Raw genomic sequence first — 24,135 nt, 5'->3', positions numbered from 1 at the left:
CATGCCTTCCGGATCCGCGAGCCGATTCAGGCGCAGGCGGCGGACCAGTCGAAGGTCGCCGTGACGGGCGCGTGGTCGCTCCAGCGCTTGTCGTAGCTCTCGGCCCGCTCCACCACCACCGACGTGCATTTCTCAGCGATACCCGGTGTCGCACAGATCAGATCGATCCGCCAGCCGGAGTCGTTGTCGAACGCCTTGCCCCGGTACGACCACCACGTGTACGGGCCTGGCCCCTCGGGATCGAGCCTGCGCTGCACGTCCACGTAGCCTGCCTCGTCGAACACCCGCCCCAGCCACTCGCGCTCGTGCGGGAGGAAGCCGGAGTTCTTCCTGTTGCCCTTCCAGTTCTTCAGGTCGATCTCGGCGTGCGCGATGTTCCAGTCGCCGACCACCAGCACCTCACACCCCTGCGACTCGGCCTTGCCGCGCAACTCGGCCAGGTAAGGCAGGAACGCCTTCATGAACCGTTCCTTCTCGTCCTGCCTCGCGGTGCCGACATCGCCACTTGGCAGGTACAGGCTGGCCACGACCAGCCCTGGCAGGTCCACCTCGAGGTAGCGACCGCTGTCGGCGAACTCCGGCTCGCCGAATCCGACTCGCACCGCCTCGAGCTCGAGCCGGCTGTAGACGGACACGCCGTTGCGGCCCTTGACCGAGCAGTCCGCGTGCGCGGCGTACCAGCCCTGCGGCCCAGCCAGCTGGTCCGGCAGGCTGTCCGGCGAAGCCCGCACCTCCTGACAGGCCACCACGTCGGCGCGAGTGGCGGCAAGCCACTCGACGAACCCCTTCTTCGCCGCGGCCCGCAGGCCGTTGACATTGACTGTGGAGACGGTCAGCACGCCCGGCAGGCTACTCGACCCACAAGCGGCTTCGGACTGCCACACTCTGCCCATGACGCGGCTCACGGTGGTGTCACTGTGAAGAGGGCGACCGTGCTCCTACTGGTCGCACTCGTCGCGCTGGCCGTGCCCGCGCCGCGGGCGGCGGCAGCGTCGCCTGCGGATTGGCGCGCGGAGGTCGACGCGCTGGTGGAGGCTGCCATGGAGGCCAACGCCGTCCCCGGCGTCGCGGTGGCGGTCGTTCGTGGCAGCGACGTGCTCCATGTGCGCGGCTACGGCACGGCCGGCGGCGATCGCGGCGTCTCCCCGGACACGCCGTTCCTCGCCGCTTCGCTGAGCAAGTCGTTCACCGCGACCGCGGTGCTGCAACTCGCCGACGAGGGCAGGGTGGAACTGGACGCGCCGGTGCGGCGCTACCTGCCGGGTTTCACCACCGCCGACGCCGACCGGTCCGGGCGGATCACGGTGCGGCAGCTGCTCAACCACACCAGCGGGATGGCCGACACCGGCTTCGCCGAACGAACGCTGCCGCAGCCGGACTCGGTACCCGAACGGGTGGCAAGCCTGCGGGCCGCGAGGCTGGTCAGCGACCCTGGCGAGGAGTTCCACTACTTCAACCCCAACTACGCTGTGCTTGCCCGAATCGTCGAGGTGGTCTCAGGAAGGCCGTTCGACGAGTACCTTTCGACCCGCGTGCTCGACCCACTGGGCATGACCGCCACGACGAGCGTGGTCACCACGGGGCAACTCGACGAGCGCGCGCCTGACCGGGCACGCGGGCACGTGGTGGCTTTCGGCCGGGCATTCGGCCACGACGAGCCTGCCGGTTACCTCGCAGGCTCCGGTGGTGTCGTCACCAGCGCTTCCGACATGGCCAACCTGCTGCGCATGCAACTGGACGAAGGGTTGTTCGAGGGAAGGCGGCTGCTCAGCGCCGAGGCGGTTGCACTGCTGCACACCCCGGCGAGCGGCAGCGACTACGCGATGGGTTGGGTGGCACGCGAAGGCGAACCGGACTGGCTGGAACACACCGGCGTGCTCACCACCGCCTACGCCGAACAGGTGCTGGTACCTGCAACGGGCGTCGGCGTAGTCGTGTTGACCAATTCCAACCACGCGCTTTCCGGCATGGCTGGACTGGCGCACCGGATCGCCTCCACCGTCCAAGGTGGACAGCTGCAGGGCGGCGGGCCGGGGCTGCGGGTAATCGGCTACTCGCTGCTGGCCGTCACCGTGCTCGCCGCGGGGTTGCGATCCTGGCGGCTGGCGCGGATCCGGCGGTGGCGACCAGGAAACCGGCGTTCACGACGGCGGCTGCCGCGATGGACACGGTGGCCGCTGTGGTCGGTATGGACTCTGTGGATGCTGGCGCCGGTTGCCGTGCTCGCCGCGCTCCCCCGGTTGACCACCGCGTTCAGTGACCGGGTGTTCGGTTACCGGCAGCTGTTCTGGGCGATGCCGGACGTTTTCGTTGCGCTCGCGGTCGCCGCCCTCACCGGCGTTTCACTACTGGTTGCCCGCGGGGTGGTGCTGCTGCGTATGCGGCGCGGGAGCCGAAGCTGACCTCAGCCGCAACTGGCGCCCGAGACCGGTTCCAGGAACGCGTCGGCTGCCCAACGGCTGTCGTCGATCTTGCGAAACCCGTTGCGTACCACCGGTTGTGCTTCGGTCTCGGCTTCCTGCCTCAACTTGCCGACGATCTCGGCAGCCATCCCGGGCCCGGCCCGTACGTTGAGGATGTCCGCGGTGACCTTCACGCGGCAGTCCTCTCCGTCTGATCCCGACTGGGCCTCGGAAGGGCGCTGGTCGGAACCCATCGCGTAGATGAGCACGACCCCGATCAGAACCGCAAAGATGACCAACGTCTTCTTCGGTATTCCCAGCACCACGTTCGTGCTCCTCGTGTACTGCGACAGGCGCTGCGAGCAGCGTAGGGGCAAACCCGGCAACGGGGACAGGGCCAACCGGTGCAACCACCCGCTCGCGGCAACACTGTGACCGTCTGATCACTTTCGGTCAGCGGCGATGGCCTCGACCAGCTCACCGATGACGTCCAACCGGTGGGCACTCACCACCGCCGCGCAGTGCGGCCATGCCGCCGCCATCCCGCCGGTGAGCGGCCGGTAGCCCGGCTTCGCCGTGCGTGGGTTGACCCACACCACCCGGTAGGCCAGCCGGGCGAGTCGCGCCATCTGCTCGCCGAGGAGTGCGGGGTCGCCCGCTTCCCACCCGTCGGAGATGACAACCACCACCGCCGACCTGGCCATGCCTTTGGCGCCGTGGCTTTCGATGAACTCGCGCAGGTTCTCCCCGATGCGGGTGCCGCCGGACCAGTCGGGCGCGGCCTGCCCTGCCTCCCGCAGTGCCGTGGCCGGATCGGCGGCCAGCACGGGGGTGAGCCGGGTCAGCCGGGTGGCGAAGGTGAACACCTCGGCTTCGGCACCCCCCGCCGCCGACACCAGTAACTGCAGCATGGCCCGAGCGTGTGCCTGCATCGAGCCCGAGATGTCACACAGCACCACCAGCCTGCGCGGCTTCAGCCGCTGGGTCCGCCTGCGCAGCAACACCGGTTCGGCTCCGGTCCGCCGCGCCCTGCGCAACGTCTCGCGCATGTCGAACTGCCGGCCCGCGGCGGCTGCGCGGTGCCTGCGGGAGCGCCGCAGCGGCGTCGCGATGCGAAACCGCCGCATCGCCTCGACCAGCGAAGCCAGCTCGTCGGGGTCCAATTCGGCGAAGTCGCGGCGGGCAAGGCGCTCGACGGCCACACCCAGCGTCGGCGTGCGCACCTCGCGCTCCTCACCTTCGCCGCTTCGGCCGGCCTCGCGGTGGCCGTCCCGCTCACCCTGCGGCGAGGCCTGCTGCGCGGTCCGGGCCGCGGAGGAGCCGGGTGCGGTGTCGGTCCCGGCCGGTGTCACCGACGCCGTCCGTGACGGCAGTTCGACGCCGAGTTCACCGAATACGCTGTCGAATACCCGACCGAGTACCGCGACGTCGGAAGGGTCCGCCGTCAACGTGGCCAAGGCACACCAGTACAGCTCGTCGGCCGTCCCGGGCGACACTGCCACGACCGAGCGGGCGAACCGGGCCGCACGGTCGGCACCGACCGGCAGCCCCTCCGCGCGCAACGCCGCGCACAGCCGCGCGGACAGCTCAGCCAGCATCGCCCGCGATCCGTGCCGGACCGGCCGCCTCAACGGCGGCGCGATCCTCCTCGTACTTCAGCACCGCGCCCAGGGTGTGGCGCATGGAGTGTTCGTCGACGTGTTCGATACCGAGTGCGTGCAGCGCCGCTGCCCAGTTGATGGCCTCCGCGACACCGGGTGGCTTGTAGAGCCGCAACTCACGCATGCGCTCGACCGCACCGGCGACCCGCTCGGACAACCAGCCGGTGGCCTCGGGCACCCGCAGCCTGATGATCGCGGCAACCCGCTCGGCGTCGGGGTGGGCGATCCAGTGGTACAGGCAACGACGCTTCAGCGCGTCGTGCAGCTCGCGGGTCCGGTTGGACGTGAGCACCGCGATCGGGGGGACAACCGCTCTGCGCGTCCCCAACTCCGGGATCGTCACGGTCGATTCCGCGAGCAGTTCCAGCAGGAACGCCTCGAACTCGTCGTCGGCACGATCCACCTCGTCGATCAGCAGCACCGCCGGGCGTGGACCGGGATGGTCTATCGCCGCGAGCAGTGGCTTGGCGAGCAGGTAGTCGTCGGTGAACAGGTCGGCCTCGGCCACCCGCGTGCCAGCGGCCTCGGCGAGCCGGATCGCCAGTAGTTGGCGCGGGTAGTTCCACTCGTACAGCGCGTCGGCCGAGGCCAGCCCCTCGTAGCACTGCAACCGGATCAGCGGGGTGTCCAGCACCCGAGCCAACGCCTTGGCCGCCTCGGTCTTGCCGACCCCGGGCTCGCCCTCGAGCAGGATCGGCTGCCTCAGCCGTACGGCCAGGAACAGGGCCGTGGCCAGCGCGTCGTCGGTGAGGTAGTCGGCCTCCCGCAGCGCCCCGGCCAGCGAACCCACATCAGCGAACTCCGACACTCACCGCTCCCTTCGCAGGTCCAGCTAGCCGGGCGAGGTCGGCAGGTAACGGGAGGGATCGTCGGCGAACGCCTGCCCGCAACCGGGACCGCAGAAGTAGTAGCGCCTGCCGTCGTGCCCGGCCTGTGGCGTCGTCGCGGTGATCGCGACGCTCATCCCGCACACCGGGTCGGTGGCCTCCGCCACCCCGGCGCTCACCTCCGGTTCGCCCGCCGAGGGGCGGGGGCGCTCGGCGAGCAGCTGCGCGTACACCGACAGCGCGATCTCCTCGGGTGTTCGCGCCCCGATGTCCAGCCCTGCGGGCGTGTGCACCCGGGCGGCGTCGGGCTCGTCCAGCGCCGCCAGCACAGCCCGGCCCCTGCGCGGGCTGGCGATCAACCCGATGTAGTCCACACCCGCCCGCAACGCGGCCCGCAGCGCATCGTCCTCGCCCCTGCCGTGTGAGGCCACCACCACCGCCGCGGTGTCGGCGGGCAGCGCGGGCACGCTGTCGTCGTTTCGGCGCACCTCGTAGCCGAGTGCGGCGCCCACCTCCTCCAGTGCCCGCGCGATGGGCGCGGCGCCGAACACCTCCACCAGCAGCGAAGGCAGCTGCGGTTCCAGGAAGATCTCCAGCGATCCGCCGGAAAGGCAGGGGTTGCCGACCGTGAGCACACCCTCCCCCGCCGTCTCGCCCTCGGCTTCCGGGGTGATGCGCAGCAACGTGGACTCGCCGCTGGTCAGCGATCGCATGCCGGCCACCCGGACGGTCGACTCGGCACACGTTCCGCCGACGAAGCCCTCGATAGTGCCGTCGGCGAGCACGAGCGCCCGGTCGCCGGGTCTGGCGCTGGTGGGGCGCTGCGCGCGCACGACGGTAGCCAGCACGAACGGGGTTCGCTGTGCCCGTAGCGACTCCGCGTGCGCGAGCAGCCTCGGTGCCTCCTTCATGTGATCGCCAGGTCGGTCCTGATCGGGTCACCTTGCGCCGCGCGCCACACCGCGGCCGGTGTCAGCGGCATGTCGGCGTGCCGGACGCCGTAGGGCCGCAGGGCGTCCACCACGGCGTTCACCACGGCCGCGGGCGAACCCACCGTCGCGGATTCCCCGATGCCCTTCGCGCCGATCGGGTGATGCGGGGAGGGAGTCACCGTCTCACCCAGCTCCCACGAGGGGCACTCCATGGAGGTGGGTAGCAGGTAGTCCATGAACGACCCGCCGAGGTGGTTGCCGTCCTCGTCGAAGGCCATCACCTGCATCAGCGCCATGCCGACGCCGTCGGCCAGCCCGCCGTGCACCTGCCCCTCGACGATGATCGGGTTGATCCGCACCCCGCAGTCGTCCACCGCGACGAACTTGCGTACCTTCACCTGACCGGTCTCGGCGTCCACGTCCACCACGCACACGTACGCACCGAACGGGTAGGTGAGGTTCGGCGGGTTGTACACGCACGCCGCATCCAGATGGCCTTCCACGCCCTCGGGCAGTTCCAGGTCGGCGTGCGCGGCCAGCGCGATCTCGGAGATCGTCTTACTCGCCGCCGGGTCGCCCTTGACGAACCAACGCCCCTTCTCCCATTCCAGGTCGTCCGGGCTGACCTCGAGCATCGCGGACGCCACGAGCTTTGCTCGTTCTCGCACCCTGCGCGCGGCCACCGCTGTCGCGGCGCCGGAGACCGGGGTGGAACGCGAACCGTAGGTGCCCAGCCCGAACGGGGTCTGGTCGGTGTCACCGTGCACGACGTCGATGTCGTCGGGGGAGATACCCAGTTCCTCGGCCACGATCTGCGCGAACGTGGTCTCGTGACCCTGCCCCTGCGTCTGGCATGACAGCCGCAGCACGGCCTTGCCGGTGGGGTGCACGCGCAACTCGGCCCCGTCGGCCATCCCGAGACCGAGGATGTCCATGTGCTTGCGTGGCCCCGCGCCGACCGCCTCGGTGAAGAAGCTGACACCGATGCCCATCAACTCCCCACGGTCGCGCTTGGCGGCCTGCTCGACGCGCAACTCCTCGTAGCCCACCTGCTCCAGCGCCAACCGCAGCGCCTTCGGGTAGTCACCGGAGTCGTACTCCCAGCCGGTCTTGCTCTCGTAGGGGAACTGCTCGGGCCGCAGCAGGTTTCGCATCCGCAGTTGCGCGGGGTCGACCCCGAGGTCGTAGGCGAGCACGTCGACCAGCCGCTCCACGAGGTAGACGGCCTCGGTGATGCGGAACGAACACGCGTAGGCCACCCCGCCAGGAGCCTTGTTGGTGTAGACGCCGGTGACCTCGCAGTGCGCCGCCTGCAGGTCGTAGGACCCGGTGAAGACACCGAAGAACCCGGCGGGAAACTTCGTCGGCTGCGCGGTGCCGTTGAAGGCGCCGTGGTCGGCGATCACCTTCACTCGCAGGCCGAGGATCTTGCCGTCCCGCGTGGCCGCGATCTCGCCACGCATGTGGTAGTCGCGGGCGAAGGAGGTGCTCATCAGGTTCTCCGAGCGGTCCTCCATCCACTTCACCGGCTTGCCGGTGACGATCGAGCCGACGATGGCGCACACGTAGCCGGGGTAGATGCCTACCTTGTTGCCGAACCCGCCGCCGATGTCGGGCGAGACGATCCGGATCTTGTGCTCCGGCAACCCCGCGACCATCGCGTACACCGTGCGGTGGGCGTGCGGCGCCTGCGTCGTGGTGTACACCGTGAGCTTGCCGGTGATCTTGTCGAGGTCGGCCACCGCGCCGCAGGTCTCCATCGGTGCCGGGTGCACGCGCGGGTAGAGCATGTCCTGCGCGGCGACGACCTCCGCCCTGTCGAACACGTCGTCGGTCGCCGCCTTGTCGCCGGTCTCCCAGTCGAAGATGTGGTTGTCCGTCCTGCCCTCCAGGTCGTCGCGGATCACCGGCGCGTCGGCGTCCAGGGCCTTGCGCGCGTCCACCACCGGGGGAAGCGGCTCGTAGTCCACGTCGATGAGTTCGAGTGCGTCGCGCGCGGAGTAGCGATCCTCGGCGACCACGAAGGCGACCTCCTGGCCCTGGAAGCGCACCTTGTCGGTGGCCAGCACGGCCTGCACGTCGTGCGAGAGCGTCGGCATCCAGGCCAGGTTCAGCCCGGCAAGGGTCTCGCCGGTGATCACGGCGCGCACCTTGGGGTGTGCCTGCGCTGCGCTGGTGTCGACGGAGAGGATGCGCGCGTGCGCGTAGGGGCTGCGCAGCACGGCGCCGTGCAGCATCCCCGGCAGCACGATGTCGTCGACGTAGTTGCCGTGGCCACGGACGAAGCGCGCGTCCTCCTTGCGGTTCATCGGGCCGTAGCCCATCGGGGTCGGCCGTTCCTCGGTGGCGGTCATGCCTGCACCTCCACGCTCGTGTCCTCGGTGACCGCCTCGCCCTCGGCAGCAGCCTCGTGTTCCGCGGCCCAGCGAACGGAGCGGACGATGTTCTCGTAACCGGTGCAGCGGCACAGCTGCCCGGAAATGGCCTCCCGGATGTCCGCTTCGGACGGGTCGGGATTGTGGTCGAGCAGCCAGCGTGAGGTCATCATCATCCCTGGGGTGCAGAACCCGCACTGCAGTCCGTGGCATTCGATGAAGCCCTGCTGAACGGGGTCGAGCCCATCGGCGCTCTCCAGTCCCTCGACCGTCCGCACCGTGTGGCCGTCCGCCATCACCGCAAGCACCGTGCACGACTTGACCGGGGTGTCGTCCAGCCACGCCACGCAGGCACCGCAGTTGGACGTGTCGCAGCCCCAGTGCGTGCCCGTGAGGCCGAGTTCGTCGCGCAGGAAGTGCACCAGCAGCATGCGCGGTTCCACGTCGCGGGTGTAGGACTGGCCGTTGACGTTGACCGTGATCTCCATGTCAGGCCTCCTGGTGGTTTCGGCCGCGCCAGCGGCTGAGTGCGCTGCCCAGCGCGCGGGTGGTGAGCGTCGCGGCGAGGTGCCGCTTGTAGTCGACGGGGCCGCGCTGGTCGGCCAGTGGGTTGCAGTGCTGCGCGGCGATCCGCCCCGCCTCGGCGAAGCGCTCCGGCGTGGCGGGTCCGCCGGTGAGGAACTCCTCGGCCTCGGGTGCGTGGAACTGTGGCGCGCCCAGCGCCGTCAGCCCGATGCCGACCTCTGCGAGCTGCTCGCCCTCCAGCCGCAGCGCCGCACCCACCGCCGCCACCGCCCAGTCGCCCGCTCGCCGCTCCACCTTCTCGTAGGCCGATGCGGAGGAGCGGATGGGCACGCGAAGCTGCACGAGCAGTTCGTCCGGCTCCACCGCGGTCTGGTAGGGGCCGGTGAAGAATTCCCGCACGGGCGTGGTTCTGCGTCCACGAGGGCCCTGGATCACCGCCTCGGCACGGACCGCGGCGAACGCGGCCGACAGGTCCTCCGACGGGTCCGCCTGGCACAGCGACCCACCGACGGTTCCCCTGTTACGCACCACGGGATCGGCGATCAGCCGCTCGGCGTCGTGGAAGATCGGGAAGTGCTCGCCCGCGATCGCGGAGTCGAGCAGGTCGGCGTGCCGGACCATGGCGCCGACGACGAGGGTGTCCTCCTCGACGGCGATCCTCGCCAGTTCGTCGAGGTCGTTGATGTCGATCAACGCCTCCGGCTGGGCGAGCCGCAGCTTCATCATGGGAATGAGGCTGTGTCCGCCCGCGACCAGCCTGCTCTCCGATCCGTACCTGCCGAGCAACTCCAGTGCGTGCTCGACACTCGTTGCCTTCTCGTACTGGAACTGCGCTGGTACCTGCATGTGCCGAGATTCGCCCTGGTTGACGATTCGGGCAATGGCGGCATAAGGGCATGCTTATGTAGCCTGGTCCGTGAGGGATGTCACAAGGGAGTGCCATGACACTCGGACAGCTCAGCGCCTTCGTGCTCGTCGCCAGACTCGGCTCGGTCACCGATGCGGCACGTGCGCTGGGCGTGAGCGAGCCCGCCGTCTCGCAGGCGCTGGCGGCGCTGCGGCAGCAGCACGGCGACAAGCTGATCGTGCGCACCGCCGCCGGCATGACCCTCACGGCAGGCGGCAAGCGGTTGCTGCCGATCGCCTCGCGCATGGTGGCGCTCGGGGCCGACGCCGAGGCCGCGGTCCGCCGGGCCAACGGTGTGGCCGAGCCGCTGAGGGTGGCCGTCACCAGCACGATCGCCGAGTTCGTCGCGAGCCCGCTGCTGGAGGCGTTCGGTAAGCGCACCGGCGGCGTCGAGGTTTCCTCCGGGCTGGCGAAGGTGGGCGAGATGCCCGTGCTGGTGGCCAACCGGCTCGCCGACGCGGCGCTGGGTCCACGGCTGGACGATCCGGAGCTCGACAGCGTCCCGGTGTTTCGGTGCGCGTTGGTGGTGGTGGGCTCGCCGAGGCGACCGCCTTCGGGCAACCCCGCGGGGTGGCAGTGGCGGGTGGACCCCTCGGGGACCGACGCCGACAGCGCCGCCGCGCGGTTGCTGCGAGGCCTCGGCGTCCCCGACGCCAACATCGAGGTGTTCACCAACCAGACAGCGGCCTGGGCGGCAACGGCGAGCGGGGGTGGTGCCTCGATCGCGATCGAGCACCTGGTCGCGCCGCAGCTTCGGCGTCACGAACTGGCCGTGGTCCCGACTCCGCTGACCCCGATGCCGTTGTGCTGGCACGTGACCACACCCGCACGCGAGCGTTGCTCGGTAGCGGCGGCTTCGCTGCGGCACTTCCTCGGCACGCCCGGCGCGATGCAGGTGATGCGCTCGCCCGGCAGCGGGGTACCGCCTTCGCGATTCCGGCCTCCGGTGTTCGTCACCATCTGGTCGTGACGAGCAGCTGTTCGCCGCGCACCCGGCGCGGTGAGCCGCCCTTCGTCACTGCCGCGTCACGGTGAAGTCCCCGCAACCGGGGCCTGCCACCCGACCGGTCATGGTGTCCCCCTCCACGGACGACACGCCGAGGTCGACCATCACGTAGCCATCCGGTTGCTCGATCCACTCCTGCTGCACGAACACCAGGCCGGTCTCGGTGTTTCGGCCACGCATCGAGAAGCTGCCGGAGGGGCCCTGCGGCTGGCCGGGCAGCGCGAAGAACCGGAAGACGGCTTCGACCGTGTCACCCTCGGGCGCGGATATCTCCAGCTCCATACCGGTTTCGCCCTGCGCGCACTGGTACTGCCCCCGCCACAGGCCCTGCAGGCTTGCCAGGTCCACCGGCTCGCCGGTCTGCGGCAACCGGCTCTGCCGAGTCGGACTCGGCGCGGTGACCGGGGCCGACGACGGCTCGCCCGTGCCGGCCGTGGACTCGGCCGCGCTCGGAGTACCGGCGATGCGCTGGCCGCAGCCGGCAACCGAGAGCACGCCGAGCAGGCACAGCGCTGCGGCGGCAGCGCGGATCGTTGTTGACACGGCGCCTGATCCTAGCCGTACGAAGGCCCCGGCCGGGTGAACCGGACGGGGCCTCGCGACAGCTTCCGTGTCAGGTTCCGCGTCACGCCTTCGCGATCTTGGCGGCGAGGTTGCGGTCCAGCGTGGCGAGGAACTCCTCGGTGGTCTGGTACGGGGTGTCCTTGCCGATGAGGAGGGCGAGGTCCTTGGTCATCTTCCCGCTCTCCACGGTCTCGACCACGACCTGTTCCAGCTTGTTGGCGAACCCGACGAGTTCGGAGTTGCCGTCCAGCTTGCCTCGGTGTTCAAGACCCCTGGTCCAGGCGAAGATCGACGCGATCGGGTTGGTGGAGGTCGGTTTGCCCTGCTGGTGCTGCCGGTAGTGGCGGGTCACGGTGCCGTGCGCGGCTTCGGCCTCCACCGTCCTGCCGTCGGGGGTGCGCAGCACGGACGTCATCAATCCCAGAGAGCCGAAGCCCTGGGCGACGGTGTCGGACTGCACGTCACCGTCGTAGTTCTTGCACGCCCAGACGTAGCCGCCCTCCCACTTCAGCGAGGCGGCCACCATGTCGTCGATGAGCCGGTGCTCGTAGGTCAGACCCTTGGCGTCGAAGTCGGCCTTGAACTCGGTTTCGAAGATCTCGGCGAAGATGTCCTTGAACATGCCGTCGTAGGCCTTGAGGATCGTGTTCTTCGTCGACATGTACACGGGCATGCCCCTGTCGAGCCCGTACCGCAGCGAAGCGCGCGCGAAGTCCTCGATGGAGCGGCGGTAGTTGTACATCCCCATGGCGACGCCACCGCCCTCGGGGAACCTCGCGACCTCCAGCTCCATGGGTTCGGAACCGTCGTCGGGCGTGTAGGTGATCGTGACCGTTCCCGGCCCAGGCACCTTGAAGTCGGTTGCTTTGTACTGGTCGGCGTGCGCGTGGCGGCCGATGATGATCGGCTTGGTCCAGCCGGGTACCAGCCTGGGGATGTTGGAGATGATGATCGGCTCGCGGAAGACGACACCGCCGAGGATGTTGCGGATGGTGCCGTTGGGGCTACGCCACATCTTCTTGAGGCCGAACTCCTCGACCCGCGCCTCGTCGGGTGTGATCGTGGCGCACTTGACCCCGACGCCGTGCTTGGCGATCGCGTTCGCCGCCTCAACGGTGATCTGGTCGTCGGTGCGGTCGCGCTCCTCGATGCCGAGGTCGTAGTACTCGAGGTTGATGTCGAGGTAGGGGTGGATCAGCTTCTCTTTGATGAACTGCCAGATAATGCGGGTCATCTCATCGCCGTCGAGCTCAACGACGGTGCCCTCGACCTTGATCTTGGTCATGAGCGGCGGGGCTCCTCTCGCGGATCTTCGCGGTTCGTCTCGGCACGTGGTAGCGGTACAAGCGTACTGGTAAACGAGCGCGAGTGTCCGAGGCATTCGGTTACCCGGTGGTAATGCCCATGAACCCGCGAGTCCCCCGTTCCTGCCCGCGAGTCCCCCGTTCTCGCCCGCGAGATCTGCACTCCCATAACCCCCCCGGCGAGCAAAGGGCGAGCCGGCACGGTCAGGTGGTGGCGAACCGCCCCAGCGTGCGTTCCGGCCGGATACCCGCGAGTTCCTCCCACCAGATCGCGTAGAACGCCGCCTCCTCGCGACTGCGCAACTCCACCCCGTCGGCCGCAGCCACCTCCGGCGAGGAACGCACGGCTTCCGCGAGCACGTCCTTGGCCCCCGAACCGTCGCCGAACTGTTCCTTGCCCCTGCTCAGGATCGCCTCCGGCAAACAACCCTCGAAGGCCTCGCGCAGCAACTTCTTCTCGGCCACCCCCGGCCGGACCATCTTGTGCTCCGGCGGGATGGACAGCGCCAGCTCCACGACTTCCCGGTCCAGGAACGGTTCCCGCGCCTCCAGCCCGAACGCCATCGAGGCGCGATCGCAACGCTGCAAGTTGAGATGGTGCAACTCCCCGACAGTGCGCACCAACTCGGCCTGCAGTGCGTCGGGGTCGGTGAAGGGCTGCTCGTGGTAGTAGGCGTACCCGGCGAACAACTCGTCAGCTCCCTCGCCGGTCAGCACGGCGTGCACCCACCGCGAGGCGTACTCGGCCAGCAGCAGGTTGGGAACGGCGCTGCGCACCAGTGACGGGTCGAAGTGCTCGATGGCCCGCACCGCCCTCGGCAGCGCCTCGACGGCATCGCGCGCGGTCATCGCGATCTCGTGGTGCTCGATGTTGCCGTGCAGCCGATGCAGGTACTCGGCGACCGTGCGCGCGGCGGCGAGATCCGAACTGCCGGGCGCACCGACCGCGAAGGTGGGCAGCGGCTGGCCGTGCCTGGCCGCGTACTCGGCCGCCACCGCGGCAACGATGGCCGAATCGAGCCCGCCGGAAAGGAACACCCCGACCCCGACATCGCTCATCATGCGGTTCTCGACGGCGGTCACGACGGCCTCGCGCACGGACTTCACCAGCGAGCGTTCCCACACGCCAGGCTCTTCCGCGCGCCGCGCGGGCCGCACGTGCGCTGGCACGGTGTCGGCGAACCGCACCAGGCCGCCCACCGGGCTCCAGCAGTGTCCCGGCGGGAACGTCTCCACGAGCGGGCGATCTTCGGCATCGAAGGCACGCAGTTCACTGGCGAAGAGGGTCACCTCATCGCGCCTCACCCAGTAGAGCGGCTTCACGCCGAGTGGGTCACGCGCGGCGAGAAAGCCACCGTCCTCCGAGGCGAACGCCAGCGCGAACATGCCACGCAGTCTGGCCAGGCCTGCGGGGCCGTCCACCACGAAGGCGTGCAGGGCCGCCTCGCTGTCCGATCCGGTCTCGAACAGCTCGTGCCCCAACTCCTCCCTGATGTGTCGATGGTTGTAGATCTCGCCGTTGACCACCAGGTATGTCGTCGACTCCGCGTCGACCATCGGCTGGTGCCCGCCTGCCACGTCCATGATCGACAATCGCTGATGACCGAGCCAGACACCCGGCCGGTGGACCTCTCCCGAATCGTCGGGACCACGGTGGGAGATCCGGTCCAACATGCGTCTGCAGGTGTTCACATCGAAGTCGCCGACCGCGGCGACAATTCCACACACGGGTGCCAAGCACCTCCTCGGTTGCGACCGAGTGTAGTCGTCGCCGCCGGCTCGACCGGTTTCGAACATGCTCCTACCCTGGTCGGTACTGAGGTGGTCAACGATGCGAGCATCCGTAGGAGACCGGATTCGTGTGCACGGACGCACTGTCGGAGCAGGTGAACGACAGGGCGAGATCGTCGAGGTCCGGGGCGAGAAGGGTCGGCCGCCGTATCTGGTGCGGTTCTCCGACGGCCACGAGGGACTGATGTTCCCCGGCCCGGACAGCGAGGTCGAGCAACGCCAGGAGTGATCGCCACTGCCTGACGCGGGCCGGTGCCCGGCCGCCTCGCCGGTCACGGCCGGTGGGTCGCATCCCCGCCCCACACGCACGTGCGTGACTGTCGGCAACTGCACCGGCCCGCTACGCCCCTTCTCACGAGGAGAGTGCTCGAAGCGGCCGCATGCACCTTCGGCAAGGTGGCTGACATCACGGCCTGCCGGAGATGACATGGCGCCCGTTCTGGGTTGAACTGGACGAGAGACAGATACAGCAACGACGACGTTCGCGCTGATCTGTCTTTCTTTGTGGCCGATTTCTTGATCGATCCAGCCACGTGTGTCAACCCAGCACCTCCGTCCCCGAAGGGAGTGTTGTGCCTGTAGCGCTGCTCGCGCTCGCGATCGGTGCCTTCGGCATCGGTACGACCGAGTTCGTCATGATGGGAGTGTTGCCGGAGGCGGCAAAGGACTTCCGCATCTCGATCCCGGTAGCAGGACATCTGATCACCGCGTACGCCGTGGGCGTGGTGGTCGGAGCCCCACTACTCACCGCGGCGGCCGTGCGCATGGCCCGCAGGACCGTGCTCATGGCCATGATGGCGATGTTCACCGCGGGCAACGCACTGTTCGCGGTCGCGCCGAGCCACGAGTTCGGCGTGGTGTTCCGCTTCCTGGCCGGACTGCCACACGGCGCGTTCTTCGGAGCGGGAGCCGTCGTGGCGGCCAAACTCGCGGGCGAACACCGCAGAGCCCGGGCCGTCTCGTTGATGTTCCTCGGCCTGACGCTGGCCAACGTCGTCGGCGTGCCGCTCGGCACGCTGCTGGGTCAGCAGGTCGGCTGGCGTGCCACCTTCGGTGTGGTGGCCGCCATCGGTGTGGTCGCGCTCGCCGCGATCGCCAGGCTGGTGCCGTACGACGGGAGGCCCGCACAGCCGTCGCTGCGCGGTGAACTCGCCGCTTTCCGGCGGCCCCAGGTGTGGCTCGCACTGGCCATAGTCACGTTCGGACTCGGCGGCGGCTTCGCCAGCCTCAGCTACGTGACCCCGATGCTGACCGGTGTCGCGGGTTTCGAACCGACCACGGTGACCTTCCTGCTCGCGCTCGCCGGACTCGGTATGACAGCGGGCAACATCGTGGGAGGACGGCTCGCGGACCGGGCACCGGTGCCCAGCCTGTACGGTGCGTTGTTCGCCCTGGGTGTGGTGCTGGCACTGTTCACCTTCACCGCACACAGCAAGCTCGGCGCCGCGATCACGATCTTCGGCGTCGGGATGGCCGCCTTCATGGTCGGGCCCATGATGCAGTCGCGGATCATGGAAAAGGCCGGTGGCGCGCCTTCCATGGTTTCCGCGGCCGTGCAGTCGGCGTTCAACATCGCGAACTCGATCGGTGCCTACCTCGGCGGGATGGTGATCGCCGGTGGGCTGGGCCTCGTCTCGCCGAACTGGGTGGGCGCGCTGTTGGCGATGCTCGGACTGAGCCTCGCCGGCGTCGCGGGCACGCTCGACCGTCGCCAGACACGGTCACAGGCCCAACCGGAGCCACAACCACAACCACAACCTGCTGCGGCATAACCAGCGGGCGGTCCGCTGGGTGCGATCAGCCCAGCGGACCGCCCGTGATGGTCAGCGCGACGAACAGGATCAGCAATCCCAGACCGGCGTAACTGAGCACGTCGACCACTCGGCTGCGGATGGTCAGCAGCCCCGCCTGCTCGTCGGACAGCGCGGCCCGCAACACCGCCGCTACCAGCAGGGCCCCGCCGATGAGCGCCGCACCCTGCCGCCAGTGGTACATCGCGATACGCGCCGCAGCCAGCCCGACCAACGCCAGCACGAGCGCGAACGGAAGGTGGGTCAGCAGGCGCCGACGGGCCCCGCCGCCTTCCTTGCTCGTCTCCACGGCCGAGTTCACCGCGCCGCCGCCCGCTCGGCGGCTTCGACGACGTTCGAGATGAGCATCGCCCTTGTCATCGGACCGACACCGCCCGGATTCGGCGCGAGGTGGCCCGCGACCTCCTCGACCCCTGCTGCGACGTCGCCGGTGAGCTTGCCGTCCACTCTGGAAACGCCGACGTCGAGCACCGCGGCGCCCGGTTTGACCATGTCCGCGGTGACGAGGCCGGGCGAGCCCGCCGCCGCGACGACGATGTCGCTTCGCCGGACCTCGGCCGCGAGATCGCGGGTGCCGGTGTGGCAGAGCGTCACCGTTGCGTTCTCGGTGCGGCGGGTGAGCAACAGCCCCAGTGTCCTGCCCACGGTGATGCCCCTGCCGACGACCGCGACCCTGGCCCCGTCGAGCGGGACGTCGTAGCGGCGCAGCAACTCGACGATGCCCAGCGGTGTGCACGGCAGCGGACCGGGCTTGCCGAGCACCAGCCTGCCAAGACTGACCGGGGCGAGTCCGTCGGCGTCCTTGTCGGGGTCGATGCGTTCCAGGATCGCGCCCGCGTCCAGGTGCTTGGGCAACGGCAACTGCACGATGTAGCCGGTGCAGGCAGGATCGGCGTTCAACTCGTCGAGCACCGCCTCCAGCTTGGCCTGGGAGATGTCGGCGGGCAGATCCCTGCGGATCGAGTTCACCCCGACCTTGTTGCTGTCGGAGTGCTTCATGCGCACGTAGGCGTGCGAACCCGGGTCGTCCCCTACCAGCACCGTCGCCAGACCGGGCTTGATGCCCTGCTCGGCGAGCGCGGCCACCCTGGGCGCGAGTTCGGAGAAGATGGCGTCCTTGGTGGCCCTGCCGTCGAGAGTCGTCGCCGTCACGGCACCAATTCTTTCAAAGGCGCCGCGGCCCCGCGTCTCCGCATGCGGTCACAGCCCACCGAAGCCAGGATTGCGGCGTTCGAGCGATGTGCCACACAGGTCAGTCACGTACGGTAGCCGTCACGACGCCTTGTTGGCCCGCTCGAAACCGCACGGTTGCCTCCATCCGGTGAAATGTGGTGATACGCACTCTGTCGGTACACGCGGAGCAGGTCCAGCCCTGGAACAATGAAGACGAAGTACACATGTGCCGTGCATTCACGGCGCCGATTGGCCAAGATGTTGGCGTGGCACTACCGACCCAGCTGAACGCGACCGAGCAGGACACTCTGGTCAAGCAGATCGGCCTCTCCTTGCTCAGGGCAGCCCCGCGCGACTGGCGCAGGATAACTGCCGAGTACAGAGCCGTGGGGAGGTATCACGAGCTGACCGGTGAGGTGCTCACGGCCGATGGCGTGGCCCAGGAGTGGGTGGCGACCCACGACATCGCCACGCTGTTCGGCCGGTTGCGCGCGGGGATGTATCGCGAGGGCAGGGGCACCTGGTTCAACGCCCGCTACCAACTCGACCACCCGTCCAGCTACAACCTCGAGTACGACCGTGATGAGCCCAGGTGGGACCTCGCGCCGCCGCCCCAGGCCTACGCCGACGAACTGCGCATGTTCCCGCGCAGTGAGGAGAACGTGCCGGACTGGCTGATGCGCAGGATGGCGGGCCTCAGCCCGGAGCGCCCTGGTCCACGGTTTCGGATGGCCCGCATCTTCGACGGTGCCGGTACGGGCGGCCACCCGGTGATCAACCGCCCCGAACTCGACGTCGAGGAGCAGGATCGCCTGCTCGACTACCTCGACGCGGCGCCCGTGGTGGTGCCGGGGCGTGGCTACGACATCGATCGGCTGGCGGCCACACCGGAGAGCACCGTCCCGATCGCCTTCCACAGCGACGGAACGTGGATCTGGCCCGCCGCCGTCAACTACTACCTTCGGGAGTACGGCGTCGCGCCCGAACCCGACCTGGTGCAGCACATCAGGGCCAACGGATTCACGATCCCGGACGTGCCCGAGCCGGTGCGGCAGGCCGCGGCCACGCACATCTCGCGCGGTGTGCAGCCACAACAACGCCCGGCTCCACCACCCGCGCCCGAACCGATGCCCTCGGCGGAGGAGATGCCCTCGGCGGAGGAACAGCGGCGGGCCGACCAAGCCCCTGCCCGGTTCGACGAGCACCGACCGGCCGAGCAGGACGCCGACCGTACCCGGATCGCTGCCCCGCCGCGGTTCGAGGACCAGCCACGCTTCGACGACCAGCCACGCTTCGACGACCAACACCGGTTCGACCACCAATCTCAGTTCGAGGACGGACGCCACTTCGAGGACCAACCTCAGTTCAACGACCAGCCTCAGTTCAACGACCAGCACCGGTTCGACGAGCAGCCTCAGTTCGACGACCAGCACCGCTTCGACGACCAACCGTCGTTGGAAGAGACGCAGTTCACCGAGCAGGCAGCCTTCGACGAGCCCGAACCGAACGAGGCCACCGACGACCCACACGCCGAAGACCACGTGCAGGCGGAGCAGGCCACGACGTTCACGCCGCTGGCCGCGCTCGACAGCGGACCTCCCACAACGATCACCCCACCGCAGCCTGCGGCGGCCCACCATGCCAGGCAGGAGCCACCGCTGAGCGATGCCGAGCGCACCGAGGTGCCCGGCTCCGAACAGCACACCGACGAGCAACCGATGCTGCGCCACGACGGCACGGCTCACGACGCTCTGCCCGGTCACGAAGCCCTGCCCAGTCACGAGGCCCGCCCGGCGGAGCACGAGGCACAGCCCGGGCACGAGTCCATCCCGCATCAAGGTGCGGGCGTGAACCATGACATGCTCGGCGACCAACCGCTGCTGACGCACCGCGATCACGCCACGAACCACGAGGCCGGTCGCGACGGCAGGCCTCACCATGACATCCCGGCTCACGAGGTGCCTCCCGAGCAAGCGAGTCGCCCGGTCCCGGACGCGTTGCCACGGCGGGCGGCCACCGCGGGCGAGAAATCGGTGCCCGGCCGGGACGCCGTGCCTGACCACGGGGGGACGCAGTTTCCCGACGCAGCCCCCGGCAGGCAGGCGGTGCCTACCGGAGAGCCGACGGCCGCCCACGAGGGTTCGGTGGCTGCCGAGCCCGCCGATGAGGGGCCGTCGACCCAGTACACCGCGCCGCCGCCGATGCTGGACGAGCCCGTGCTGGATGAACTGCAGGACAAGCTGGAGGACCTCGGCATTCCCGAGACCGCCTACCGCCTCGGCGAGCCCGCGGAACGCGGGTGGGCCGTCGAGCAGGTGGCGGAGGGCTGGCGGGTCGGCTGGTACGACGGTGGGCTGAAGAGCCCGGCCGTGTTCGGAGACGTCGAGGACGCCGCCGCCTTCATGCTCGGCAAGCTGCTGCTGGTACCCGACGGTGTGGACGAGGCCCCTCAGCAACGGCCCGTATCGCATGTCCAGCAGGCGCCGCCTGCGGCGCAGCAGGTGCCTGCGCCTGCGCAACCCCAGCCACCGGAAGAGGGGCGCACCCCCACGCCACCACCTCCACCACCTCCACCGCCGCCCCCACCTTCCCGGCCGGTGACGGCAACGCTCTCCCCGGAGGTCGCGACCGGCGCACGACCACCTGCACGGCCCAGGGAGCAGGGCCCGGTGAACGCTCGGCCACCTGGCCCACAGCCACCTCCCAGGGAAGAAACCGTGGTGACCACAGCCGCCCGCAGGCAACCGGCGAAACCCGCTGCTCCCGCGCCGAGGAACCCCGAGGCACCCTCACCGACCCCGCGTCGTGAGAACGGCCGCGCCGGTTCCGACGGCGGAGGGCAACAGTGGCCGATCCAGCCGCTTCCCGGCGAGCCCCCGCTGACTCTCTTCCGCGGAAAGGAGATGCGGGAACTACCGGTCGGCAGCGAACTGGACCGTTTCGGCGGTCCCAACGGCAACCTGACCTATGCCGCTGGTACACCGTTCGAGGAGCGCTCCTTGGTACCGGAATGGGTCAACCGGCCGTACCACGTGTACCGGGTGCAACGACCGATGGAAGCACTCGCGGGCGTGGCCATCCCGTGGTTCAACCAGCCCGGCGGCGGTGCCGCTTACGTGCTGCCCGCCTCCATCGAGGAACTGTTGGCAGAGGGCGACCTCATCGAACTGGAACCAGGCGAGCCTCCGATCGACTAGTGAGGCGGTCCCCTGGCGGACCTCACCGGGCACCGGACGGGCACCTTTCGAAATAGGGTGCCCGTCCTCCGTCCCTTGAGGGACCGCCATGAAGCGACACCACTGCCACTGCTCGACGTGCGGCTCGGCGAGCGGCGGCGGCGGGCCGTCGCACGCGGAGCCGCCTTGCCTAACAGGGGAGTTCCCGCGCTCATCGGAAGTCCCTCGACTTGGAAGGGATTCGCATGGGCAAGTGCTGCAACCGGTCGGCGAGCAGGCTCACGACCCCGTCGGCTCTTTCGACAACACCACGCACCAGTAGCGCAGGACTGGAACGGGCCACCCGGTGGTAACGCTGCCACAGCCCAGCCGTGCACACGACATTGACCATCCCGGTCTCGTCCTCGATGTTGAGGAACGTGATCCCACCAGCGGTCCCTGGGCGCTGGCGGTGGGTCACCGCACCGCCGATGAGAACTCTCCTGCCGTCCTCGATTTTCTGTAACCGTTCAGCGGTGACCACGCCGAGCCGGTCGAGTCGGTCGCGGATGAACTCGGTGGGAAAACTGTCCGGCGACAGGCCTGTGGCCCAAACATCGGCGCTCGCGTGCTCGAGTTTGTCCATCCCCGGCAACGGCGGCGCCTGTGTTCCCGGCATGCTGCCGGGGAGTTTCTCCGGTCGTTCCTGCGCAACCGCGCCCGCCGCCCAGAGGGCCTTGCGACGATCCGTCTCGAAACATCCGAAGGCGCCCGCCGTGGCTAGCGCCTCGACCTGTGGTGTGGTGAGCCGGACTCGTCTAGCCACGTCTGCCATGTCTTTGAACGAACCGCCACGTTCGCGTTCGGCGACGAGCTTCTCGGCGAGCGGTTGGCCGATCGTGCGTACCGCCCCCAATCCGATGCGGACAGCCAGTTCCCGCCCGGTGGCCGCGACCGGCTCAAGAGTCGCGTGCGGCAGGCTGGCATTCATGTCAGGGCCGCGAACCGTGACCCCGTGCCTGCGGGCGTCGGCCACAAGTGACTGCGGCGAGTAGAAGCCCATGGGCTGCGCACGGAGTAGTCCGGCGCAGAACGCCTCCGGGTGGTAGCGCTTGAAGAACGCGCTCGCGAACACCAAGTAGGCGAAGCTCAACGCGTGGCTCTCCGGAAAGCCGAAGTTGGAGAACGCCTTCATTTTCTGGAAGATGCGCTCCGCCATGCTCTCGTCCACACCGTTGCGCGCGGCCCCGTCGTAGAACCGGCTGCGCAACCGCTCCATCTTCCTGCCTGATCGCTTTGCTCCCATGGCGTGGCGAAGCTCGTCCGCCTCGGCAGCGGTGAAGTTGGCGACATCGATGGCGATCTGCATCATCTGTTCCTGGAACAGCGGCACCCCCAGCGTCTTGCCCAACGCGTTCTCCAACAACGGATGGTCGTGCTGCCACTCCTCTTTTCCGGTGTAGCGACGGATATACGGGTGCACCGAACCGCCCTGGATAGGTCCGGGACGGATCAGCGCCACCTCGATGGCGAGGTCGTAGAACTTTCGGGGCGCCAGCCGCGGCAAGGTGGCAAGCTGCGCCCGGCTTTCCACCTGGAAAACGCCGATCGCGTCGGCACGCCGAAGCATCGCGTAGACCTCGTCGTCGTCGAGGTCGAGTTTGCTCAGGTCGATCTCGACACCCTTGTGCTCGCGCACGAGATCGACCATGTAGTGCAGTGCGGAAAGCATGCCGAGGCCGAGCAGATCGAACTTGACCAACCCGACAGAAGCGCAGTCGTCCTTCTCCCATTGCAGGACACTGCGGCCCGGCATCCGAGCCCACTCGATCGGGCAGATCTCGCTCACCGGCCGATCGCAGATCACCATGCCGCCGGAGTGGATACCGAGATGGCGGGGAAAATCCTCCATCGCGGCCGCCAACGCCAGCACCGAATCCGGGATGTCGTGGTCGTTGCCCTCCTGGCTGTATCGCAGCGGCCCCCACCGGTCGATCTGCTTGCTCCATGCGTCCTGCTGCCCGGGCGAGTGCCCGAGCGCGCGAGCGGCGTCCCGCACCGCCGACCGCGCGCGGTAGGTGATCACGTTGGCGACCTGAGCCGTACGCAACCTCCCGTGCTTGGCGTAGACGTACTGGATGACCTTCTCGCGCTGGTCCGATTCGATGTCGAGGTCGATGTCGGGGTAGCCGTCCCGGTCAGGAGCCAGGAATCGTTCGAAGAGCAGCCGCCACCGCACGGGGTCGACCTTGGTGATACCGAGCGCGTAACAGACCGCCGAGTTGGCCGCTGATCCTCTGCCCTGGCAGAGGATCTCGTTGTCCCGGCAGAACGCCACGATGTCCCACACGATCAGGAAGTAGCCGGGAAACCCGAGCCGTTCGATGATGTCGAGTTCGTGGTCGAGTTGCCGGTAGGCAGCCGGGTTCTGTTTCCGCTCGCCGTACTTCTCTTCGGCACCCCGATAGGTCTCCTGGCGCAGCAAGCTGACTTCGTCGTGCCCTTCCGGCACCTCGAACGGCGGCAGCCGGGGTGCCACCAGATGCAGCTCGAACGCGCACTCGGTGCCCAACAGCGCGGCTCGCTGAACCGCGCCGGGGTAGCGAGCGAGTCTTTCCGTCATCTCCGCACCGGAACGCAGGTGCGCCGTACCCGCCGCGGCAAGCCAGCCCTCCATCTCGTCCAGACCCCTCCGCGCCCTGACCGCCCCGAGCGCCTGCGCCAGATACGCACGCTGCGGCCTGGCGTAATGGACCACGTTGGTGGCCACCGTCGGCAACCCGAACTCGGCGGCAAGCGCGGCCAGGATGTCGTTGTGGTGACTGTCGAGCGGGTCGCCGTGGTCGAAAAGCTCGACGTAGACATCGTCCTGCCCGAACCTGGCGACGAGTTCACGCAGCCGCTCGGCCGCGCCCGCCGGCCCACGTTCGGCCAGTGCCTTTCGCACCGACCCCTTACGGCAACCGGTGAGCACGGCGCACTTGCCCGCCACCTCGTCCACGACCGCGTCGAGGTCGTAGACAGGTCGGCCCTTCTCCGCCCGTTGTCGTGGTGACAGGTCCCGGTCGTGCCCGTGCAATTGCCCTGCGGTGATCGCGCGGCACAAGCTGGAGTACCCGTCCTGCCCTTTGGCGAGCAACAGCAGGTGCTCGCCTTCGGGATCGGGCATCCCGTTCTGCGGCCCGGACAGTCCCAGGCTCAGCTCCGTTCCGAACACGGTTCGGATGCCGACATCACGAGCGGCCTCCGCGAACCGAGCCACCCCGTACATGCCGTCGTGGTCGGTGATCGCGATTGCGTCCAGCTCGAGCCGAGCCGCTTCCTCCACCAGTTCCTCGGGATGGCTCGCGCCGTCCAGAAAGCTGAAGTTGGAATGGCAGTGCAGTTCAGCGTAGGGAACGCGGCTCGCCGCACCCGTGTCGTCATCCCCTCGCAACGACGCAAGATCCACCGGCGGGACGTAGCCGAGCCGCCTGCGACTCCAGGCCGGACTGTCGTTGCCGTCCCCCAACCGGTCCGGCGGTTCCACCCGGCCCGACAGCGCGCGTTCGAGATCCCGCCACGGAACCTGCGGGATGTTCCAACCCATGGCGGTTACCCGTGATTCTCCGGTGAGGTCCGCGGCAACGGGATCACCGGGCACACCTGTTGCGCCGCCAGTTCCGTGGAGTTCGCCCACGGGTCTGTTCCCCGCACCGGGTA

At 68.9% G+C, this 24,135-nt stretch carries 20 protein-coding genes; 6 read left to right on the top strand and 14 right to left on the bottom strand.

From position 1 onward, the window contains the following. Positions 1–26: 26 nt before the first annotated feature. On the bottom strand, positions 27–839 hold the full coding sequence (locus SACMADRAFT_RS03990; RefSeq protein WP_040925531.1) for an exodeoxyribonuclease III: 813 nt from the start codon (positions 837–839) through the stop codon (positions 27–29). A 78-nt stretch (positions 840–917) separates the two neighbouring features. Between SACMADRAFT_RS03990 and SACMADRAFT_RS03985 the strand changes: the two genes are divergently transcribed. Continuing rightward, positions 918–2,402 (top strand): serine hydrolase domain-containing protein, encoded by a 1,485-nt coding sequence (locus SACMADRAFT_RS03985; protein ID WP_040925530.1) that lies wholly within the window; start codon positions 918–920, stop codon positions 2,400–2,402. A gap of 2 nt (positions 2,403–2,404) precedes the next feature. On the opposite strand, the gene SACMADRAFT_RS31250 is transcribed toward SACMADRAFT_RS03985, so the two are convergent. Beyond that, positions 2,405–2,596 (bottom strand): SH3 domain-containing protein, encoded by a 192-nt coding sequence (locus tag SACMADRAFT_RS31250; RefSeq protein WP_332307192.1) that lies wholly within the window; start codon positions 2,594–2,596, stop codon positions 2,405–2,407. A gap of 67 nt (positions 2,597–2,663) precedes the next feature. Here SACMADRAFT_RS31250 and SACMADRAFT_RS30255 point away from each other — a divergent pair, with 67 nt between their 5' ends. Continuing rightward, positions 2,664–2,837, top strand: a complete 174-nt coding sequence (locus SACMADRAFT_RS30255; RefSeq protein ID WP_198286091.1) for a hypothetical protein — start codon at positions 2,664–2,666, stop codon at positions 2,835–2,837. Between the two features lie 8 nt (positions 2,838–2,845). Here the strand turns inward: SACMADRAFT_RS30255 and SACMADRAFT_RS03975 are convergent, their stop codons facing one another. The 6 genes from SACMADRAFT_RS03975 to SACMADRAFT_RS03950 are packed head-to-tail and all read right to left on the bottom strand — an operon-like array spanning position 2,846 to position 9,568. After that, entirely contained in the window at positions 2,846–4,000 is a 1,155-nt protein-coding gene (locus tag SACMADRAFT_RS03975; RefSeq protein ID WP_009152495.1) for a vWA domain-containing protein, read from the bottom strand. After that, complete coding sequence (locus SACMADRAFT_RS03970; RefSeq protein WP_009152494.1) at positions 3,990–4,871, bottom strand: AAA family ATPase; 882 nt, start codon at positions 4,869–4,871, stop codon at positions 3,990–3,992. Before SACMADRAFT_RS03970 ends, SACMADRAFT_RS03975 begins: the two co-directional genes overlap by 11 nt. Positions 4,872–4,895: 24 nt before the next feature. Beyond that, complete coding sequence (locus SACMADRAFT_RS03965; protein WP_009152493.1) at positions 4,896–5,801, bottom strand: XdhC family protein; 906 nt, start codon at positions 5,799–5,801, stop codon at positions 4,896–4,898. Next, the gene (locus tag SACMADRAFT_RS03960; protein WP_009152492.1) at positions 5,798–8,176 is read right to left on the bottom strand and encodes an aerobic carbon-monoxide dehydrogenase large subunit; all 2,379 of its coding nucleotides are present in this window, start codon (positions 8,174–8,176) and stop codon (positions 5,798–5,800) included. The genes SACMADRAFT_RS03965 and SACMADRAFT_RS03960 overlap by 4 nt, the downstream gene beginning before the upstream one ends. Then, complete coding sequence (locus SACMADRAFT_RS03955) at positions 8,173–8,685, bottom strand: (2Fe-2S)-binding protein (protein ID WP_009152491.1); 513 nt, start codon at positions 8,683–8,685, stop codon at positions 8,173–8,175. Before SACMADRAFT_RS03955 ends, SACMADRAFT_RS03960 begins: the two co-directional genes overlap by 4 nt. Position 8,686: 1 nt before the next feature. Beyond that, on the bottom strand, positions 8,687–9,568 hold the full coding sequence (locus SACMADRAFT_RS03950; protein ID WP_009152490.1) for an FAD binding domain-containing protein: 882 nt from the start codon (positions 9,566–9,568) through the stop codon (positions 8,687–8,689). 95 nt (positions 9,569–9,663) lie between these two features. Here SACMADRAFT_RS03950 and SACMADRAFT_RS03945 point away from each other — a divergent pair, with 95 nt between their 5' ends. Continuing rightward, entirely contained in the window at positions 9,664–10,599 is a 936-nt protein-coding gene (locus SACMADRAFT_RS03945; RefSeq protein WP_009152489.1) for a LysR family transcriptional regulator, read from the top strand. 45 nt (positions 10,600–10,644) lie between these two features. On the opposite strand, the gene SACMADRAFT_RS28415 is transcribed toward SACMADRAFT_RS03945, so the two are convergent. The 3 genes from SACMADRAFT_RS28415 to asnB all read right to left on the bottom strand — a co-directional run bounded on the left by SACMADRAFT_RS28415 (position 10,645) and on the right by asnB (position 14,231). Beyond that, positions 10,645–11,178: a hypothetical protein gene (locus SACMADRAFT_RS28415; protein WP_009152488.1), complete on the bottom strand. Its 534-nt coding sequence runs from the start codon at positions 11,176–11,178 to the stop codon at positions 10,645–10,647. Between the two features lie 82 nt (positions 11,179–11,260). Next, positions 11,261–12,484 carry an NADP-dependent isocitrate dehydrogenase gene (locus SACMADRAFT_RS03935; RefSeq protein ID WP_009152487.1) on the bottom strand — a complete coding sequence of 408 codons (1,224 nt, stop codon included), beginning with the start codon at positions 12,482–12,484 and terminating at the stop codon, positions 11,261–11,263. A 223-nt stretch (positions 12,485–12,707) separates the two neighbouring features. Continuing rightward, positions 12,708–14,231, bottom strand: a complete 1,524-nt coding sequence (gene asnB, locus SACMADRAFT_RS03930; protein WP_009152486.1) for an asparagine synthase (glutamine-hydrolyzing) — start codon at positions 14,229–14,231, stop codon at positions 12,708–12,710. A gap of 103 nt (positions 14,232–14,334) precedes the next feature. Between asnB and SACMADRAFT_RS03925 the strand changes: the two genes are divergently transcribed. Then, positions 14,335–14,523, top strand: coding sequence for a DUF1918 domain-containing protein (locus tag SACMADRAFT_RS03925; protein ID WP_009152485.1), 189 nt, complete (start codon positions 14,335–14,337; stop codon positions 14,521–14,523). Between the two features lie 343 nt (positions 14,524–14,866). After that, the gene (locus SACMADRAFT_RS03920) at positions 14,867–16,066 is read left to right on the top strand and encodes an MFS transporter (RefSeq protein WP_009152484.1); all 1,200 of its coding nucleotides are present in this window, start codon (positions 14,867–14,869) and stop codon (positions 16,064–16,066) included. Positions 16,067–16,091: 25 nt separating this feature from the next. Here SACMADRAFT_RS03920 and SACMADRAFT_RS03915 read toward each other — a convergent pair whose 3' ends face one another. Next, positions 16,092–16,406: a DUF3017 domain-containing protein gene (locus tag SACMADRAFT_RS03915; protein WP_009152483.1), complete on the bottom strand. Its 315-nt coding sequence runs from the start codon at positions 16,404–16,406 to the stop codon at positions 16,092–16,094. After that, on the bottom strand, positions 16,403–17,257 hold the full coding sequence (locus SACMADRAFT_RS03910; protein WP_009152482.1) for a bifunctional methylenetetrahydrofolate dehydrogenase/methenyltetrahydrofolate cyclohydrolase: 855 nt from the start codon (positions 17,255–17,257) through the stop codon (positions 16,403–16,405). The genes SACMADRAFT_RS03915 and SACMADRAFT_RS03910 overlap by 4 nt, the downstream gene beginning before the upstream one ends. Positions 17,258–17,544: 287 nt before the next feature. On the opposite strand from SACMADRAFT_RS03910, the gene SACMADRAFT_RS03905 reads away from it, so the two are divergent. After that, positions 17,545–20,475, top strand: a complete 2,931-nt coding sequence (locus SACMADRAFT_RS03905; RefSeq protein WP_009152481.1) for a glycohydrolase toxin TNT-related protein — start codon at positions 17,545–17,547, stop codon at positions 20,473–20,475. A gap of 190 nt (positions 20,476–20,665) precedes the next feature. Here SACMADRAFT_RS03905 and SACMADRAFT_RS03900 read toward each other — a convergent pair whose 3' ends face one another. Further along, the gene (locus SACMADRAFT_RS03900) at positions 20,666–24,022 is read right to left on the bottom strand and encodes an error-prone DNA polymerase (RefSeq protein WP_009152480.1); all 3,357 of its coding nucleotides are present in this window, start codon (positions 24,020–24,022) and stop codon (positions 20,666–20,668) included. Between the last annotated feature and the right edge of the window lie 113 nt (positions 24,023–24,135).

Source organism: Saccharomonospora marina XMU15 (assembly GCF_000244955.1).
GTDB classification, from domain to species: domain Bacteria; phylum Actinomycetota; class Actinomycetes; order Mycobacteriales; family Pseudonocardiaceae; genus Saccharomonospora_A; species Saccharomonospora_A marina.
Note: the sequence above shows the minus strand (reverse complement) of the source record. Positions and strands in the feature narration are given on the sequence as shown.

Coding starts and splice junctions, on each gene's coding strand:
- SACMADRAFT_RS03955 (WP_009152491.1), bottom strand. CDS start 8,685: ATGGAGATCACGGTCAACGTCAACGGCCAGTCCTACACCCGCGACGTG.
- SACMADRAFT_RS03925 (WP_009152485.1), top strand. CDS start 14,335: ATGCGAGCATCCGTAGGAGACCGGATTCGTGTGCACGGACGCACTGTC.
- SACMADRAFT_RS03945 (WP_009152489.1), top strand. CDS start 9,664: ATGACACTCGGACAGCTCAGCGCCTTCGTGCTCGTCGCCAGACTCGGC.
- SACMADRAFT_RS03975 (WP_009152495.1), bottom strand. CDS start 4,000: ATGCTGGCTGAGCTGTCCGCGCGGCTGTGCGCGGCGTTGCGCGCGGAG.
- SACMADRAFT_RS03950 (WP_009152490.1), bottom strand. CDS start 9,568: ATGCAGGTACCAGCGCAGTTCCAGTACGAGAAGGCAACGAGTGTCGAG.
- SACMADRAFT_RS03900 (WP_009152480.1), bottom strand. CDS start 24,022: ATGGGTTGGAACATCCCGCAGGTTCCGTGGCGGGATCTCGAACGCGCG.
- SACMADRAFT_RS03960 (WP_009152492.1), bottom strand. CDS start 8,176: ATGACCGCCACCGAGGAACGGCCGACCCCGATGGGCTACGGCCCGATG.
- SACMADRAFT_RS03935 (WP_009152487.1), bottom strand. CDS start 12,484: ATGACCAAGATCAAGGTCGAGGGCACCGTCGTTGAGCTCGACGGCGAT.
- SACMADRAFT_RS03965 (WP_009152493.1), bottom strand. CDS start 5,801: ATGAAGGAGGCACCGAGGCTGCTCGCGCACGCGGAGTCGCTACGGGCA.
- SACMADRAFT_RS30255 (WP_198286091.1), top strand. CDS start 2,664: ATGAGCACGACCCCGATCAGAACCGCAAAGATGACCAACGTCTTCTTC.